The organism is Mesorhizobium sp. MC2-1-1, assembly GCF_057597255.1.
Genome location: NZ_CP195205.1, coordinates 2,169,221 through 2,183,389 on the forward strand (window position 1 = coordinate 2,169,221; position 14,169 = coordinate 2,183,389).

Here is a 14,169-nt window from a genome sequence, read left to right on the forward strand (position 1 = left end):
CGCGGCCGACGTGTCCTTGGGATCAGGAGGTGATGGCGGTGAAGGCTTGCCCAAGGCTAGTCTCCCTTATTCTCGCGGTGAAAGCCGTTGGCCCGCCAAACGTCGTCGTAGAGGACGAAAACCAACTCATCCTGATCGCGGCCGCGCAAACGCCTGATGCGCGTTTCCTCGTAGCCGTAGGCCCGCAGGATGCGTTGAATCCGGGTGTTCTCTGGCGCCACGCGCATTACAAGAGCCTGGCAGCCAATTTGGTCGAAGACATAGGAAAACAGCGCATAGAGCACCGGCCGCGTCAGCCATCGAGCCGAGATAGCCGCCCCCGATACCTCGATGACGCCCGCTTCCGGCACCCAGTTGTGAAAGACCATTACGCCGAGCAATTCGCTGCCGTTGAAAACGCCAAGCGACGTGAAGTTCGTGAACGGACGAGGCAGGCCGATCTTGTGCTGGCACCACTCGCCCAACGCGATGTTCAGCTTCGGCTCCCTCGATGTGCCCCAGAGCATATCCATCACACGACCACCGCGCCGACTTCATAGGTCATGTCGATCGCCACCAGCTCAGCGTCAGGCGTCGGCGTGACGCCGCAGGTGACCTGTATCTGAGGCGCGACGGTAAAACCGGTCTGACCAACCGAGGACCACTTCGTCGATACCGTCTTGCTGCCGGTCGCGTCCCAGGTCGTGACATCCCAGAGGCCGATATCCCAGCCGCTATAGGTCACGTTGTCGGGCGTCGATGCAGGCGCGGCCGGCAAATTCACCTGATAGTTGGTCGAGACCGAGAGTTTCGGGATGAAGGCGCGGCTGGCCAGGAATACCGAGCGCGCCATGTGCAGGATCTTGGTGCGAGCAATCGCCTTCATATGGTCGAATAGACCGACCCACGTGCAGACATACGGCATGCCGTCGTCATTGCCGCCGATCTCGCACTGCATGATCTTGCCGTCCGACGTGCCGAAGTAGGCCCAATTGTTGAACAGCACCAGGCATTGCGTGTCCCAGCCGGTATAGGTGGCCCACGCACCGGTCTGGAGGTTGACGACAAAGCAATATTTGCTTTGCCCAGCGCCGGCCGGCAGCGAGACGATGCCCATGTTGTAGCGCGGCCACTTCAGCAGTTCCCAAGGCGCGCTCGGGCGGTTCAAAACCTCTGCCTGCCAGTCGGGGAGGATGTTCGCCGAGACGGCGATCATCGATAGCGCGGCGCGATCCTTGTATACGGCCTGAGAAATCGGGACGAGGCCTTCATCCATACCGATCAGGAGGTCGCCCCCGGCACGCATGGTGCAGCGTTTTCCCCGCGGCGGCGACATCTCGTAGTAGCCGACGAGAGACCATTTCGTCGGGTCGGACGGATCGGAGCCCTGGAAAATCGCGACCTCGCCCTTGTCCGACATGAAGACGCATTTGTCGTCGATGCCGTTGCCCGCCTCAAGCGACCATGTGGCGCCGAAGAGCAACGATCCGCCCTTCTTGAAGATGCCGGCCATGGTGACGCTTTGCGCGACGCCGGTGATCGAATTGACCGGCAGATACCAAGCCGTCATGCTGCTTTTCTGGACGAAAAACTGGCGGTTTCGATAGACCCAGACATGCGATAGCTGGTTGGTGTTGATTGCGCCGCCGAACGAGGTGACCGTGCTCCATGCTGTGCCGTTGAACTGTTGCAGCGAATCCGTGCCGTTCACGGCCGACAGGAAATCGCCGCCGACCGTCGAGAACTGTACATAGGAATAGTAGCCACTCGTCTGGCCGGAGACGGCGGCTGCCGGCGGCACGGTCGGACTGGCAGGGTTCGTGACGTCGTAGATGTGTGTGGCGTCGGCCGCGAACAGGAAGAGGCCGGCTGAGCCTTCATAGGACATCAGGCTCACGACCTGGCCTGTGCCGATCGTCGCCTGCCGCTTCGTGCCGCCGCGCAAACGGATGCCGGTTGTGGTCGGGAACCAGTTTTCCAGCACCTTGGCGCCCTGCGGCCCGGACGCGGCCAGATTCTCGTTCGATATCTTGCCGCGGATCGGCGCCGGGAAGGTATAGGTCTGGTGCCGTTGGCGCGCCGGGGCGGCCACGGGGACGCGGCGGAAGCCCATATAACTCATGGGCTTACGGAGATGATGCCTGGGAAGGCGTAATCGGCATCGTAGGGCAAGCGAGCCTGACCGACCTCGATGATGTTCGAGCCCTTGTCGGTGCCGATGGAGACCGCCAGCGCGTCCCCGTAATTCGCCATATCCTCTTCGTAGGCCAGACCCTTGTTCGCCTTCCATTGCCAGATCATACCGAGCTTCAAAACACGCTCGTCCAGCCGGAAAACGTCGGTATCTGCGGTGAAAGCCGTCTTCGGGTTGCCGTTGGCATCCGCGACAATATTGTTGGTGATGTAGTAATATTGCGCGGTCGCGCCGGTGGCGATTGCCGGCCGGATCATGATCTGGGCGCCGATCATCGTCCACGAACCGATGATGGTGCGGAAATTCTGCACCGTCAGGCCAAGCCAATCGTCGCTGTCAAGGACATGGCGATAAGGCGCGAACGGGCTGGCTGAGGGCCAAATCCGTGCCTTCTTCAGCATGCGCTTGTAATCGGCCTGCCGATTGAAGCCCATCGTAACGCCGTCCCCGGTGATCGTGGCCAAGGTCTTCAACAGGGTCCAGTCGTGGGTATCGAAAGCGATCCTCTGCGCCATTTCGTTGGCGAGCGCCTGCAATTCGACCGACGCGCGATCTGTTGCCGAAAAGACGGCCGTCGGCACGTCCAGCCCAATGACCGGCGTTACCTGCTGGATGACGCTGAGGATCGTCATGGCGACTTAGGCCACCATCGCCAGTTCTTTGGCCGCCGCGAGCAGCGTGGCATGGCTCGGATTGCCCCGCGGTCGGCTACCGGTCTCGCTGGCGATGTAGTTTTTCAGCGCGTCGTCATCCATCGCCTCGATTGCTTCGGCGGAAGGTGCGGTCGCAGGCTCAAAATCGTCATTGTCGTCCGGATGCGCTACCGGGTCGAGACCATCATCGAGTTCGGCCACCCGATCGAGCTTGGCGCCCTTCAACATCTCCTCGCGAAGCTTGCGCTCTTCGGCCAGTTGCGCGGTCAGCGCGGCGACCTGAGCGGCAAGATTGGTCACGTCGGCGCTGCCGGCGGCCTTGTCCAGATAGGCCTGCGCCTGGTTCTTCAACTCGCGGCCACCCATGCCGAGTTGCTTCAACGGATTGCCGTCCAGCGAGGCCAGTTGCTCGACGGTATGGACATGGAGCGCCCGCAATTCGCGGCGCTTGGCCTCGGTCAGGAACGGCGCTTCGGTGAGAGGCGTACCGGACGTGGGCTGCACGGTGCCCTCCTTGAAGGCCAGATACTGCTTGTTGTAGAGTTCGGCGTAGGTGACCTCGGGGCCGCCATCCTTGACGCTCTCGCGCGTCGCATTCGGCTCAGGATCGTGTGCTGGGAACGTGGCCTTGGTCTTGGGGTTTGCCGGGAACGTGATGTCGCAAACCTCGTGATCGATGAAAATCGGGCGGCCAGCCTGCTTGCTCGCCTGCTCGTCCTGCACCGTGTGGTTACGGAACGTGACGTTCACGAGGCTCTGTTTAGGGTCGATTTGAACTGCGGTCATGGAAGGTTTTCCTTTCTGAAAGGGCGCGAAAATGAAGACGGGAGCCGAAGCTCCCGCCCTGATGGTTGAATGCCGGGATCAGGATTAGGTGATCTGGCCCTGCATGAACGGGCGGTTGATCTCGATCACCGCCTGGTTGGCCGCGGGTGTGCCGGTCGCCGTGTCGCTCTTGGCGTTGAGCACCTGAAGGCCGGCACCAGCAGTCGAGGTCAGGGCGCCGGCCGTGGCCGAAGCAAAGACGCTCGCTCCAGCGGCAAGCGTGCCGTTGGTGGCAACCACGGCGGCACCAGCGATCTGATACCAACCCCACTGGCCGGCAACATTCGCCGACATGGCAACAGCGACGGGACGCCCCTGGTTGGCGGTGTTGGTGAGCAACGCCGTCTGCCACGAGGGGCCACCGCTGCCGTTGTTGCCGTCATAGGTGACGACCGAGCCTACCACCGTGCCGGCGACGCCAAGCAGATAGATGAACTCGCCCGTGCCATAGACGGGATCTTCCGCGCGGATGATGTCCCCGGCATTCATGCCGGGAATGCCGCGGCCGAGAGGAAGGGCGCCGGCGGCAGTCGCCGGCAGCGTCGATGCAATCGCCGGACGGCCGAGTTGAGCAGTGTGAGGAACGTAAGCCATATCTCGACCTCCTTAAGCCGTGAGCTTCCACTGGAAGAGCGGGTTGACCATGGTCAGCTCACCCATGAAGCCGATGTACTGGACAACGGCATCCTGGTTGATCGGAACCATCGCCTTACCGATCTTGTTGAAATTGCGCTCCGGGTGGTAACGCATCCGGAGGCTGTCGGTATCGAGGCCGTAGGTTGTCGACGTCGGCATGTTGGAACCGATGCCGCCTTCCAGTACGATGTCGGCCGAGCGGCCGGCGCCGTAATACTTCAGCGACGTGAAGCCCAGTTTGCCTAGGTTGTTCGCATCGTTGATGCGCTGGATAGCCACTGTCGCCGCGTCGTAGGCCGCATAATGATCGCCCGACATGAGGATCAGGTCGGCGGCTTTCTTGCCGCGCGCGCGCTGGGTCATGATCGAGTTGAGCATCGGGCGGACGGTCGTGGACGAGACGGTCGTACCGATCGACGGGAAGGCTGTCGCCGCCGAGAACGTCGATGTGCGCCAGATCGCATTCGCGCCGCGATCGATGCCGCCGTAGACGCCGGAATTGACCACGGTCGGAACAGCGAGCTGCATGCCGCCGAGTTCACGCCCGCCAAAGCGGGTGCCGTTGCCGTGGAGCGAGATGTCCATCTCGTCCTGCAGCTCGTTCTCGGCAGCCGCGATATGGGCTTCCATCATGTCCATGATCTGGTTTTCGCCCTCGTTGTTGAGGATATCCTCATTGGCGAGGGTGACGGCCACCGCGACCATTTTGGGGGTGTATTCGGCGTCGTTGAACAGCTCGGTCGGAACCGGGTTCAGGAAGCCGAAGCCGTTGTACCAGACGGCCGATCCGGTCTTCGTGTAGAGAAGACGTTCACGGATGCGCGGGCCGGAATACTCCTTGAACAGGCCCTTGCTCTGAAGCACGTGCAGGAGCACGCACGCGTTGGAAACCAGATCCTGGTAGCCTTGGGAGCGATCCTCAAGGGCCAGCGACAAGATTTCCTGGTTCTTTTCGACTGAAGTAAGAGGCATCTCGCCCCTCCTTTATGACCAGGGGATCACCCGGCCTGGGCAACAGCCCGCCGGAGTGCATCCTTGATTGAGGATGAAGCCCGCTTCTGCACCGGGTCTGAGCCGGGCGATGGCGCGCCTGTGACGGATTTCGAGCCCTTCAGGGTCTGAGCCTGCGGGTCTGGAGCGGTGCGCGTCTGAGGCGCTGCCTGGGCCGGAGCCGCTGGAGCGGGGTTGAGCCGCTCGGCCAGCGAATATGCTTCGGCCAAATCCTTGGTCCTTCCGGACTTGATGAAAAATTCAATGTCGCCGGCCAATTCCTCGGCACGAGGATGATCGTTCCAGAATTTCTGGACCTCGGCGCCGATCCGATCGACATGCTGTTGCTGGATCGAGGTCGTGACGCCGCCCAAGTTCTGTTTCAGGCTGGCGATTTCCTGGCGCAGCTCGCGGATAGTGGCGTCGTTCTGGCTTTGCGCCTGGTCGGGCTTCTGCCCCATGATTGCGGCGGCGACATCGCGCAGCGAGACGCCGATATAATCGCAGACCATGTTCAGGCCGCGCATCGGATCCTGCAGCAACGTCCGCTCGAAATTGGTATAGCGGGTCATCGCGTCGCGCATGGTCGTGTTGTTGCGCTTGGCGAGCTCGTCGAAGTCGCGGACCTTCTCGTATTCCTCCGCCGCGACGCGGTGCTTTTCGATACCGGATTCCATCTCGCGGATCGTGCGATGAACGGCGGCCTTCACGGATTCCGGAGCGTTCGCCCACTCGGCGGACGCGGCCTGATCGCTTTTGAAACGTGCCGGGGCTTCGTGATGGCTGCCCTGTAACTTCGGCTCGACCTTGGCGGGCTCGGCCGACTTCGACAGCTGTTCCTGCGCCTTGGCAGGCTGCTTCGGATCGGGCGGCGACTTATCGGCCGGCTTCTCGACCTGTTTCGGCTGCGACTGCACCGGATCGGGCTTCTTGCTCCCGTCGTCTTCCTTGGCCTTTTCGCTGACCTTCTGCGAGGCAGCCTTGATCGCATCGCGTACGGATGGGGTTTTCTTCTCCTCGGCTTTGGCCACCGGCTTCTCGACCGTCTTCGGATCAGTGCTGATCGGCGCGGGAGGCGTGTTGTCTTCGGCGTTGGCAACAGTCGTCGGTTCGGCTGGCGCTGACGCGCCTCCGTTCAGGTCTTCCATGGAATCTGCTCCGTCTGAGGGATTGCTACTGCTTGAAATTCAGGCGCTCGCCACGGTCGAAGCGAGCCTTTGCCTTCTGCAACGTGTCGTGGATTGCCTTGCGATCCGGCTTCGGCTTCTTGGGCTTGCGCAGCCTGGCGGGATCGTTGCCCACCTCCTCGACGCCGGCCTGCCGATAGGCCCGCCGCAGCGCCGATTTCGAGGTGTAGTACTTGCCGTCCAGCATGGATTGCGTCTCATCCATGGTGTCGGAATTGATCATCGGCGCCGGCAGATGTGAGCGCTTGGGCTGTTCCGTCTCGACTTTGCGGAAGACGCTTCGGCCATCGCCGATATCGAACCAGGCATATTCCATCGTCACACCGTCACCACGGGGAGGCCGCCGGACGCGACGTATACGACCGGAGTGCCATAACCGTTCGTCACCTTCGTCACCGGCTTGCCCTGCCCGTTCGTGGCTTCCGTCACCGGGACGCCAAGACCGTTGCCGGGAGGCGAGGTCACGTCAATAACCGGGGTTTGGGTGATCGCCATGACTTAGAGCCCGCTCAGGCGCTTCAACGTGTGCGCAAGGGATGGGTTGATATGGGCCAGCGCCAACTTGTGGGAATCGAAGCTGCCGGCATTGATCTGCTTGGCCAGTTCCGTAGCCTGATCCATCGGAAGGCCGAGCGCCATCAGCTTCGCGGCGCTGCCGTTGGTGAGGCCAAGGTTCATCTGGCGCGCCACCTCTGTCGCGAGGGGATAAGCCAGACCGGCGGCGACAAGTTCATTCGCGTTGACTGCCATGGATTACGGTCCTTTCGGCTGTTTCGGCGCTGCGGCCGCTTTCTGGGCTTGTTTCGCGGCTTGCTGGGCGGCGGCATGCGCGGCGAGCGTGTCCGGCGTCAGGTGAATGCCTGCCTGCGCTGCCATCTGCGACTGTCCCTCGGGTGGCAGATCACCGAATGCGATCGATTCCGAAGGCTTGTCGGGCCTTTCAGTCTCAACCGGCGCGTTCTGCAGCGCGGCAAGCTCGAAACGCTTGATCTCGATGTCCATGCGCTTGATCTGCACGTCGGCGCCGATCTTCTGCATCTCCTCGGCGTGCCGTTCGGCGTCCATGCGAGCCTTGGCGTTGATGTGCGCTATCTCGACCTGGGCCTTGGTCTGCCGGATCTGGTCTTCCCGCTGTGCCGCAGCGTCCTTTATCTGAGCGTCATGCTGGGCCGTCTGTTGCCGCAGTTGGAAATCCTGCTGCTTGAGCTGCATTTCCGCCTGCTGAGCCTGGGCCTCAGGATTGGGCTGCGGCTGCTGGGCGACGGCCTGCATCTTGTCCACGAAATCGTCGATCGCGGCGTCCATCGTGCGGCCGGGCCTGAACGGCGCGACCGCGAATTTGATCAGTTCTCCGGCAAATTGCGCCGTTTCAGGATGCGACTGCACCAGCGGCGCCACCTGCTGCATGACCGTGGCCAGCGCGCCCAGGAATTCGGTGCGCCGCTGCTTTTCCGCGTCATCATCGGGCTGGATCGTGCTGTCCGTCTCGATGTCGAGCATGAACGGACGGGTGCGCTGATCGCGCAAAAGCCCCATCACCTGGTCGATGGTGACGGTCTTCTTGGCCTCCTCGAGCTGCGATGCGATCTGCTGCATCTGCTGCTGCGCCTGACCCATGATTTGCTGTGCGGCGTCGGGATTTTGCTGCGCCATCTGGCGGATTTCAGGGTCCGACTGCGCCTGCTGCAATTCGGCCTGGATCTTGGCTCCTTGCGCCTCCAATGCCTTGACGTTCTTGGCCACCATCGCATCCGACGGCAGGTCCATCTGGCTCATTTCCAGGAAGGTCTCCTTCTGGAAATTCTCCGCCATGATCTCGGCGACGATACGCACCGTGTCGAGCGCGATGCGTACGAGCTCGTTCTGCCGGTCGCGGATGCGGATCGAACCGTATTGCGTCTTAAGCCGCTGGGCGCCCAGCGTCTCCTCTGGGTCGCTGTCGCCGCGCATGATGTCGGACAGCCCGCTGATCTGGTAGATGTCGTCGATCAGCTGCTTTCGAAGCGTGACCACCTGCGTGATGGTCGTGGCGACCATATCAAGCGGCAACCAGACGACAGTATCTTTCGCCGAACCGTTCCCAAACGCGGCCCAGTTGCTGACTGGGATCATCACCTGCCGGTCGTTGACCGATTTCAGCGCCGCCTCGACCGCATCGCCGATTTCCCCAGCGCCGGCCGGATAGAAGCCGCGAACACGCAACGCCTGGGCGAGCGCCGAAATGCGGTTCGTGAGGTCGTTCACCTCCTCGATCTGATCCTTGTAGAAAAGGAAATCCGGAACCGGGACCAGACTGTCACGCTGGACGGTGCTGTAAGCCGGCCGTGGGCATGGGAAGAAGTTATCCAGCGTTAGGTGCGGCTCACCCTCATCAAGCACAACATCGACGCCGGGCGATACCCAGACGACCTTGTTCTGAGACTTCGACCAAAGCTCCCAGACGCGCGCCTTCAGCTTGCCGTCGCTGTTATTTTTGTCGTCCTTCCGCTTGGCGAATTCGGCGTCCTGGTATGCATTGCCGGATGTCGCCTTGAAGCGCTTTCGCATCTCGTTGCGCGTCATCCAGGCGCCGCCGGCTACCCAGTCGACTTCCTTCCACTCGCGGGCCGGATCATGCACGAAATCGCGTCGGTTCTTGTGCTCAATGCAGACCTGTTCGGTATAGTCGCCGGCCGCATAGGTGCCGTCTCGCTTATCCTTGGCCTCATAGCGGACCCAGATGCACCCGCGGGCGAGGATGGCCAGATCGTCACGCACTAGCCTCATGACGCTGTCGATCTGCTGGCGTTCCAGCACAACGGACGTAGAGCGTTCCAGCATCTCGGAAGCGGTGCGCGGGATCGGGCGCCGATCCTGGAAACGTGGCGTCACCACGGGCACGGGCGGCCTCGCATACATCGACGGCTTCAGGACCTCGATGTTGGCCCAGAAAATCTGAAACTCGCGGTCACGCGTGACGCTGGCCAGCCGCGCCATGTCGGCATAGCGCTTTTCGATGTTGGTGCAGCGTTCCTGATAATCCGCGTATCCGGCTTTCTCCTGATCGGTGATCAGCTTCAGCCACGCTTTCGAGGATTTAGGCTTGAGCGACGGATCGACCGCGTCGTCATTGGGGTCGATACCGTCAGCCGTATCGGCTTCGGTCATACTCTAATCCTTGCGCCGTAGCCGGCGTTGTCATCCGGCAGGCCGGGAAGCAAAAGCTGTCCGGGTTTGATGACCGTCTTGGTCTCTTTTACCGGCTCAGGAACGGCCCGCCACGCCATGGCGAGATACCGGAAGGCGTCGGCCAGGTGACTGGTCCAGTCGTGAACCTCAGTCGCGCGGAAAGTCTTTTTCTCGTCGTCCCATTCGCGCCGATACTGTTCCAGTGCCGCTATGCCGGTGTCTTCCGTCCGAGGGTGGAAAACGCATCGGCCGAGCGTGGTGCGCACCGCCTGGATGCCATCCATCTTCGAGGCATTGGGGACCAGGCTTGGGGATAGCCCGAATTCCCGCATCGTCTCGACACGGGTTCGGCCGGTGCCCCACTCCTTGACCTTGGCGTCATGCGGCACAAAGTCGACGCCGCGCCGCCATGGCTTCGAATGGCAGACCTGGGCGTAATGATCGACGCCAGCGCCAGAGGCCGTGTAGCAGTCCAGAATGAAAATCTCGGTGCCGACGACCTGAAACCACCATATCGATGTATCGTCCCTGACACCGATGTCCCATGCCGTATGAACCGGCCTGCTTGGGTCAGGCTCGATCTCGACGATACGGCCTCCAGACCGAACCGCCAGCATCTCACGGGCATAGAATGCGCCCAGGATCGCGGCGTTGAACGAGCAGAGATATTCCTGTTCGAATTGCGCCCGGCCGACATCCTCGCCATAGAGCGCGATGTATTCCGCCAAGCTTTCATCCAACTGGTCTGGCGACAGGGCGCCAGTGTCCTTAACGGTGCTGATTTCAGCAAACCAGCGCGGATTCTTGACCGCCATGTCGTACATGGCCTTGGCATGGTTGCGGCCGCGCGGCGTGGTAATGAAGGCCGCGCCGCCGCCGTTCTCCTCCAGCATTGGCCGGTGATACGCCCAGGCTGATGGGTTCCCGAGCGCCCATTCCGAATAGCCGATAAACACGGGGCCAGCGCCCACGGTCGCGTCATACCGATCGGAGCCGATGAGCTGCCATGTCGATCCGCATTTCAGGCGGATGAACATCTCCTGCTCGTTGGTAGTTTCCCGCAGATCGAGCGGGAACGCCTCGTCGATCCTCCGCTTGGCTGTATGCGCATTGACGGCGGTCCAGAGTGCTTTCCGGGCCTGCCCGTACTCCGGGAGGCAATGCCAGTATGTGCCGATGCGCTTGTGGGCCAGCTCGCATTCTGCGGCCAGGACCACCTCATCCTTGCCCCATCGCCGGTGAGCAATTTCGATTGCTCGCGGCGACGGCGTGTTGACGAGGTATTGATGAAGCGGCTGCTGATACCAGCGAATGCGCCTCTCAATCTCCACGGCGCTCATAGACCGTTTTGAAAAGGATCCTCCGCTCTGATCGGATTTCCCGGATCGCCTGCTAGCTGCATCGGCAGCACCTTGCCCAACAGGCTCAGGAACGGCCCCGGGTTCTCCCTGGCCTGCTTTTCGAGGTAGGCAGCCATGTCGCCATCGCCAGCGGCAGCAGCGGCCTTCAGGACGGCATCCTTCAGAAGCTGCGTGGTCTTGTTCGGGACGCCTTTCGGCCGACCGTGGGGATTGCCGGACTTGCCCTTCTGAAACTGGGTCTTTTCGGGGCTGCGGATCATAGGAAAACTCGCTTTGTGCTAGGATGCCGCTGATCGGACGCGGGAGGCTGTCGTGGCTGGAAGGATCATCATGGGAATCGCGGCGCTGGCATTCCTGCTCGCTGCGATTTCAACCGTTTACTCTCTGATTTTCGGCTGTCCGCATGGCGGCAAGTACCATTGTGAGCAACGCATCAATCGCTATGTCTGTGGCTGCCCGGAATCATAGGCTGAACGATAAAAGTCGCTTGTAACGGGGCGTAACATTGCTTAAAACGTAACAGCGCTAAAGCGACGTTACAAAAGGGGCAAAAAATGCGGGTTTTCGGGTACGTCCGCGTCTCGACGATCGAGCAGGCTTCGAACGGTGAAAGCCTCGATACACAGACCGCGAAGATCACCGGTTATGCGATGATGCAGGGCTGGACAGTCGATGAGGTTTTCGTTGAAGGCGGCGTTTCCGGCTCCGTTCCTCTCGCTGAAAGACCGCAAGGTCAGCGCTTGCTTGCCGTTGCTGGCAAAGGCGACATGATCATCACGCCCAAGCTCGACCGCATGTTCCGTAGCGCATCTGACGCCCTCGGCACGCTGGAAGAGCTGAAAGCGCAAGGCACGGGCCTGGTCATGATCGACCTTGGGGGCGACGTCACCGGCAACGGCATTTCCAAGCTGGTGTTCACTATCCTGTCAGCCGTGGCTGAGAACGAGCGCGACCGCATTCGTGAGCGCATCCGCGAAGTGAAGCGCCATCTAGCATCGCAAGGCGTCTACGGCGGCGGCAGAGTTCCTTACGGGTTCGACGAGGTTGACGGCCGACTCGTCGAGAATGCCGAGCAACAGAAAGCTCTGGCTGAAATGCGATCGATGCGAGCTGGCGGCAATAGCTTCCGCAAGATCGGTGACGCCTTCGGGCTCAAGGCGATGTCGGTGAAGCGCATGCTCGACCGGACGGCCTGAAGTCGGCCAGTTGTTTTCAGGATTCTCGCTTACCTGTTGCTGAGCACGGCTTGCGCACGCGATCTGGTTGCGCGATGCTGAATTTCAGGGGGGATCCGTGGGAGGGGAGAGAATGTCGTGCGGGGACTATGGATAGTCTGTGCTCTCGTAATCTCGGGCTGCAATAGCACTTCCAACCAATGGCGTGAGGTGTCGCCGTCGCCATCGTTTCAAATACGGTTTGAACGGGCCAAGGCCATTTGCAACGGGCGAGCTTCGACCAATTTCGCGAACGCCTACGGCGGACTGTTGACCAAGGCCATATCTTCGGACGGTGTTTTCCGAGGGTGCATGGCCGAACAGGGCTTCGTTTCGAAATAGTGACGAAGCGAAGGGCGTCGACTTCATCCCCGAGAACGGCGCCGACTGAGGAAGAGACTGGTGGACGGCCGTCCGGCCTGAAGCCGACAAGACAGCCTCACGTGTTCGTATGGTCCCGTCAGGACGAGAACTGGAATGCCAAAGTTTAAAGCGTATGTCTGGATAAATGGCCATTTCCCTATCGAGCCGATCATCGAAGCCCCGGACATCTCTGTGGCTCGATGGATGCTTGAGGCTCAGTATGGCCACGGTCAGGTCCAGGGAGTGACCGGCGTCTCCGAGACCCCTGCTCCAAGTCCATCATTCGTTGGAAGTCCATCTCGTCGACCGGAGAGCCGGCGCGCCAATGCTCGTTCAGACGACATTCCCGAGTATTACCCGCAAGACAGGAACTACCATGACGGCCCAAGCATCTCGTCGGCAACAACTGCGTCCGATGAAACGCTCGGAGGAGTGGGAGGGCGATCGCTTCTGAAAGGCTTGGTGTCGTGGCTATTCCTATCGAATGATGATTGGGAGAAGGTGAGCACGACTCCAGAACCGGAGCTCGAAGTCCCACCTACGGCATCGCCGGACAGAGAGGTCGCGGACGCCCTCGCGGCTCTCGGTTTGGATGACAATGCTTCACCTCTTGAGGTTCTAGAGCAATACATCCGCATATTGAAGAAGCTTTGCCCCGATGGAGAAGAGGTTGACCCCCTTCTTTCAAAGCTTATCAAGAACTACAGGTATGCCTATGAAGTTCTTGTAGAAGCCGGATATAGAGTTTGAGGATGACTCGCCGTGATAAAAACTCGTTACTGATTGTGAATGACAGAGGAGGCAGCGCAAGTGGCAGAACAGGTGGAAGACAGCACTATATATAAGGGAGAGATGGTCGACGGGGCGCCGAGTGTGACCGCTGGAGGAAGTCCGTTGGACCTTCGGCGCGATCTGATAGACTACTCCGACAAGCTTAGTTGGGGAGCCGAGTCGCGACAGTTAGCTCTGGCGCTGGTAGCTCACGCGACTGGTGACGACGAGTTGGCTCTGTACATACACAAGCTCTTCGCTGACGAAGAGGTCTCGGCCTGGACAGAGGGAGACCCGTGGTCACTGACAGCGGCCGCGGTCAGAAGGCACGTAAAGCGGCTAGAGAGAGTTCGTCACTTCACCTGGATGCCGAGCGACATCCAGATCATCAAGCCAGGAGGAGAAGAGTTTTAAGCTTGCGATCGGCGTAGGATTGCGCCGATCTGCATTTATCCTTGGATGGTCAGACGGCAGGTTGCGCGGCTTGCGTAGTAGTCGGCGGCGGATCGGTCGCAGGCTCAGCCGGCGGCAGAGCGGCCTGCAACGCCTCGGTCGCGGTCGTGAGCTGAGCCGTCAAAGTCTGAACCTGAGAGTTTGCTGTGTCGAGATCCTGTTGCGCGGTGGCGAGGTCGGACGACAGCTTGGCGATCTGCGCATCCTTCGCGACCGACGATGAAAGTTCGGTCGCGACTTCCTTCGCCAGCGTGACAGCAAGCTCGATCCTGGTGGACAACGCGGAATAGTCGACGGGCATGGATTCGCTCCTGCGAAACAGGTTGAGGATCTTGGAGAGGCTGGACATCCGTCGGTGTGCTGCAGCGTTGAGGC

18 protein-coding genes are annotated in these 14,169 nt (G+C 60.9%); 4 read left to right on the forward strand and 14 right to left on the reverse strand.

Annotation, left to right across the window (positions count from 1 at the left end; all coding sequences use genetic code 11):
* Positions 1 to 56 precede the first annotated feature (56 nt).
* From ACR64R_RS10960 to ACR64R_RS11020, 13 genes are all read right to left on the reverse strand, one after another.
* Entirely contained in the window at positions 57 to 515 is a 459-nt protein-coding gene (locus ACR64R_RS10960) for a GNAT family N-acetyltransferase (RefSeq protein WP_487361643.1), read from the reverse strand.
* The gene (locus ACR64R_RS10965; RefSeq protein WP_487361644.1) at positions 512 to 2,101 is read right to left on the reverse strand and encodes a hypothetical protein; all 1,590 of its coding nucleotides are present in this window, start codon (positions 2,099 to 2,101) and stop codon (positions 512 to 514) included. The genes ACR64R_RS10960 and ACR64R_RS10965 overlap by 4 nt, the downstream gene beginning before the upstream one ends.
* Positions 2,098 to 2,805, reverse strand: coding sequence for a hypothetical protein (locus ACR64R_RS10970; protein ID WP_487361645.1), 708 nt, complete (start codon positions 2,803 to 2,805; stop codon positions 2,098 to 2,100). Before ACR64R_RS10970 ends, ACR64R_RS10965 begins: the two co-directional genes overlap by 4 nt.
* 6 nt (positions 2,806 to 2,811) lie before the next feature.
* Complete coding sequence (locus tag ACR64R_RS10975; RefSeq protein ID WP_487361646.1) at positions 2,812 to 3,612, reverse strand: hypothetical protein; 801 nt, start codon at positions 3,610 to 3,612, stop codon at positions 2,812 to 2,814.
* Positions 3,613 to 3,696: 84 nt separating this feature from the next.
* Complete coding sequence (locus ACR64R_RS10980; protein WP_487361647.1) at positions 3,697 to 4,245, reverse strand: hypothetical protein; 549 nt, start codon at positions 4,243 to 4,245, stop codon at positions 3,697 to 3,699.
* A 12-nt stretch (positions 4,246 to 4,257) separates the two neighbouring features.
* Positions 4,258 to 5,259, reverse strand: a complete 1,002-nt coding sequence (locus ACR64R_RS10985; RefSeq protein WP_487361648.1) for a phage major capsid protein — start codon at positions 5,257 to 5,259, stop codon at positions 4,258 to 4,260.
* 26 nt (positions 5,260 to 5,285) lie between these two features.
* On the reverse strand, positions 5,286 to 6,425 hold the full coding sequence (locus ACR64R_RS10990; RefSeq protein ID WP_487361649.1) for a hypothetical protein: 1,140 nt from the start codon (positions 6,423 to 6,425) through the stop codon (positions 5,286 to 5,288).
* 25 nt (positions 6,426 to 6,450) lie between these two features.
* Entirely contained in the window at positions 6,451 to 6,780 is a 330-nt protein-coding gene (locus ACR64R_RS10995) for a hypothetical protein (protein ID WP_487361650.1), read from the reverse strand.
* Between the two features lie 2 nt (positions 6,781 to 6,782).
* Positions 6,783 to 6,959 carry a hypothetical protein gene (locus ACR64R_RS11000; protein WP_487361651.1) on the reverse strand — a complete coding sequence of 59 codons (177 nt, stop codon included), beginning with the start codon at positions 6,957 to 6,959 and terminating at the stop codon, positions 6,783 to 6,785.
* A gap of 3 nt (positions 6,960 to 6,962) precedes the next feature.
* Positions 6,963 to 7,214: a hypothetical protein gene (locus tag ACR64R_RS11005; RefSeq protein WP_487361652.1), complete on the reverse strand. Its 252-nt coding sequence runs from the start codon at positions 7,212 to 7,214 to the stop codon at positions 6,963 to 6,965.
* Between the two features lie 3 nt (positions 7,215 to 7,217).
* Positions 7,218 to 9,611: an HlyD family secretion protein gene (locus ACR64R_RS11010; RefSeq protein ID WP_487361653.1), complete on the reverse strand. Its 2,394-nt coding sequence runs from the start codon at positions 9,609 to 9,611 to the stop codon at positions 7,218 to 7,220.
* The gene (locus tag ACR64R_RS11015) at positions 9,608 to 10,972 is read right to left on the reverse strand and encodes a hypothetical protein (protein ID WP_487361654.1); all 1,365 of its coding nucleotides are present in this window, start codon (positions 10,970 to 10,972) and stop codon (positions 9,608 to 9,610) included. Before ACR64R_RS11015 ends, ACR64R_RS11010 begins: the two co-directional genes overlap by 4 nt.
* Positions 10,969 to 11,253 carry a DUF5681 domain-containing protein gene (locus ACR64R_RS11020; RefSeq protein ID WP_487361655.1) on the reverse strand — a complete coding sequence of 95 codons (285 nt, stop codon included), beginning with the start codon at positions 11,251 to 11,253 and terminating at the stop codon, positions 10,969 to 10,971. Before ACR64R_RS11020 ends, ACR64R_RS11015 begins: the two co-directional genes overlap by 4 nt.
* Positions 11,254 to 11,305: 52 nt before the next feature.
* On the opposite strand from ACR64R_RS11020, the gene ACR64R_RS11025 reads away from it, so the two are divergent.
* The 4 genes from ACR64R_RS11025 to ACR64R_RS11040 all read left to right on the forward strand — a co-directional run bounded on the left by ACR64R_RS11025 (position 11,306) and on the right by ACR64R_RS11040 (position 13,755).
* A complete protein-coding gene (locus tag ACR64R_RS11025; RefSeq protein ID WP_487361656.1) occupies positions 11,306 to 11,461 on the forward strand; it encodes a hypothetical protein in 156 nt (51 codons plus the stop codon).
* 86 nt (positions 11,462 to 11,547) lie between these two features.
* Complete coding sequence (locus ACR64R_RS11030; RefSeq protein WP_487361657.1) at positions 11,548 to 12,189, forward strand: recombinase family protein; 642 nt, start codon at positions 11,548 to 11,550, stop codon at positions 12,187 to 12,189.
* Between the two features lie 495 nt (positions 12,190 to 12,684).
* Positions 12,685 to 13,320 (forward strand): hypothetical protein, encoded by a 636-nt coding sequence (locus ACR64R_RS11035; protein ID WP_487361658.1) that lies wholly within the window; start codon positions 12,685 to 12,687, stop codon positions 13,318 to 13,320.
* A 60-nt stretch (positions 13,321 to 13,380) separates the two neighbouring features.
* Positions 13,381 to 13,755: a DUF6166 domain-containing protein gene (locus tag ACR64R_RS11040; protein WP_487361659.1), complete on the forward strand. Its 375-nt coding sequence runs from the start codon at positions 13,381 to 13,383 to the stop codon at positions 13,753 to 13,755.
* Positions 13,756 to 13,804: 49 nt separating this feature from the next.
* On the opposite strand, the gene ACR64R_RS11045 is transcribed toward ACR64R_RS11040, so the two are convergent.
* Positions 13,805 to 14,095, reverse strand: a complete 291-nt coding sequence (locus ACR64R_RS11045; RefSeq protein ID WP_487361660.1) for a hypothetical protein — start codon at positions 14,093 to 14,095, stop codon at positions 13,805 to 13,807.
* Positions 14,096 to 14,169: the final 74 nt, after the last annotated feature.

Excerpts from the sequence above, each read along its gene's own strand:
- ACR64R_RS10965 (WP_487361644.1), bottom strand. The coding sequence starts at position 2,101 with ATGAGTTATATGGGCTTCCGCCGCGTCCCCGTGGCCGCCCCGGCGCGC.
- ACR64R_RS10970 (WP_487361645.1), bottom strand. The coding sequence starts at position 2,805 with ATGACGATCCTCAGCGTCATCCAGCAGGTAACGCCGGTCATTGGGCTG.
- ACR64R_RS10975 (WP_487361646.1), bottom strand. The coding sequence starts at position 3,612 with ATGACCGCAGTTCAAATCGACCCTAAACAGAGCCTCGTGAACGTCACG.
- ACR64R_RS10980 (WP_487361647.1), bottom strand. The coding sequence starts at position 4,245 with ATGGCTTACGTTCCTCACACTGCTCAACTCGGCCGTCCGGCGATTGCA.
- ACR64R_RS10985 (WP_487361648.1), bottom strand. The coding sequence starts at position 5,259 with ATGCCTCTTACTTCAGTCGAAAAGAACCAGGAAATCTTGTCGCTGGCC.
- ACR64R_RS10990 (WP_487361649.1), bottom strand. The coding sequence starts at position 6,425 with ATGGAAGACCTGAACGGAGGCGCGTCAGCGCCAGCCGAACCGACGACT.
- ACR64R_RS10995 (WP_487361650.1), bottom strand. The coding sequence starts at position 6,780 with ATGGAATATGCCTGGTTCGATATCGGCGATGGCCGAAGCGTCTTCCGC.
- ACR64R_RS11000 (WP_487361651.1), bottom strand. The coding sequence starts at position 6,959 with ATGGCGATCACCCAAACCCCGGTTATTGACGTGACCTCGCCTCCCGGC.
- ACR64R_RS11005 (WP_487361652.1), bottom strand. The coding sequence starts at position 7,214 with ATGGCAGTCAACGCGAATGAACTTGTCGCCGCCGGTCTGGCTTATCCC.
- ACR64R_RS11010 (WP_487361653.1), bottom strand. The coding sequence starts at position 9,611 with ATGACCGAAGCCGATACGGCTGACGGTATCGACCCCAATGACGACGCG.
- ACR64R_RS11015 (WP_487361654.1), bottom strand. The coding sequence starts at position 10,972 with ATGAGCGCCGTGGAGATTGAGAGGCGCATTCGCTGGTATCAGCAGCCG.
- ACR64R_RS11020 (WP_487361655.1), bottom strand. The coding sequence starts at position 11,253 with ATGATCCGCAGCCCCGAAAAGACCCAGTTTCAGAAGGGCAAGTCCGGC.
- ACR64R_RS11030 (WP_487361657.1), top strand. The coding sequence starts at position 11,548 with ATGCGGGTTTTCGGGTACGTCCGCGTCTCGACGATCGAGCAGGCTTCG.
- ACR64R_RS11035 (WP_487361658.1), top strand. The coding sequence starts at position 12,685 with ATGCCAAAGTTTAAAGCGTATGTCTGGATAAATGGCCATTTCCCTATC.
- ACR64R_RS11045 (WP_487361660.1), bottom strand. The coding sequence starts at position 14,095 with ATGCCCGTCGACTATTCCGCGTTGTCCACCAGGATCGAGCTTGCTGTC.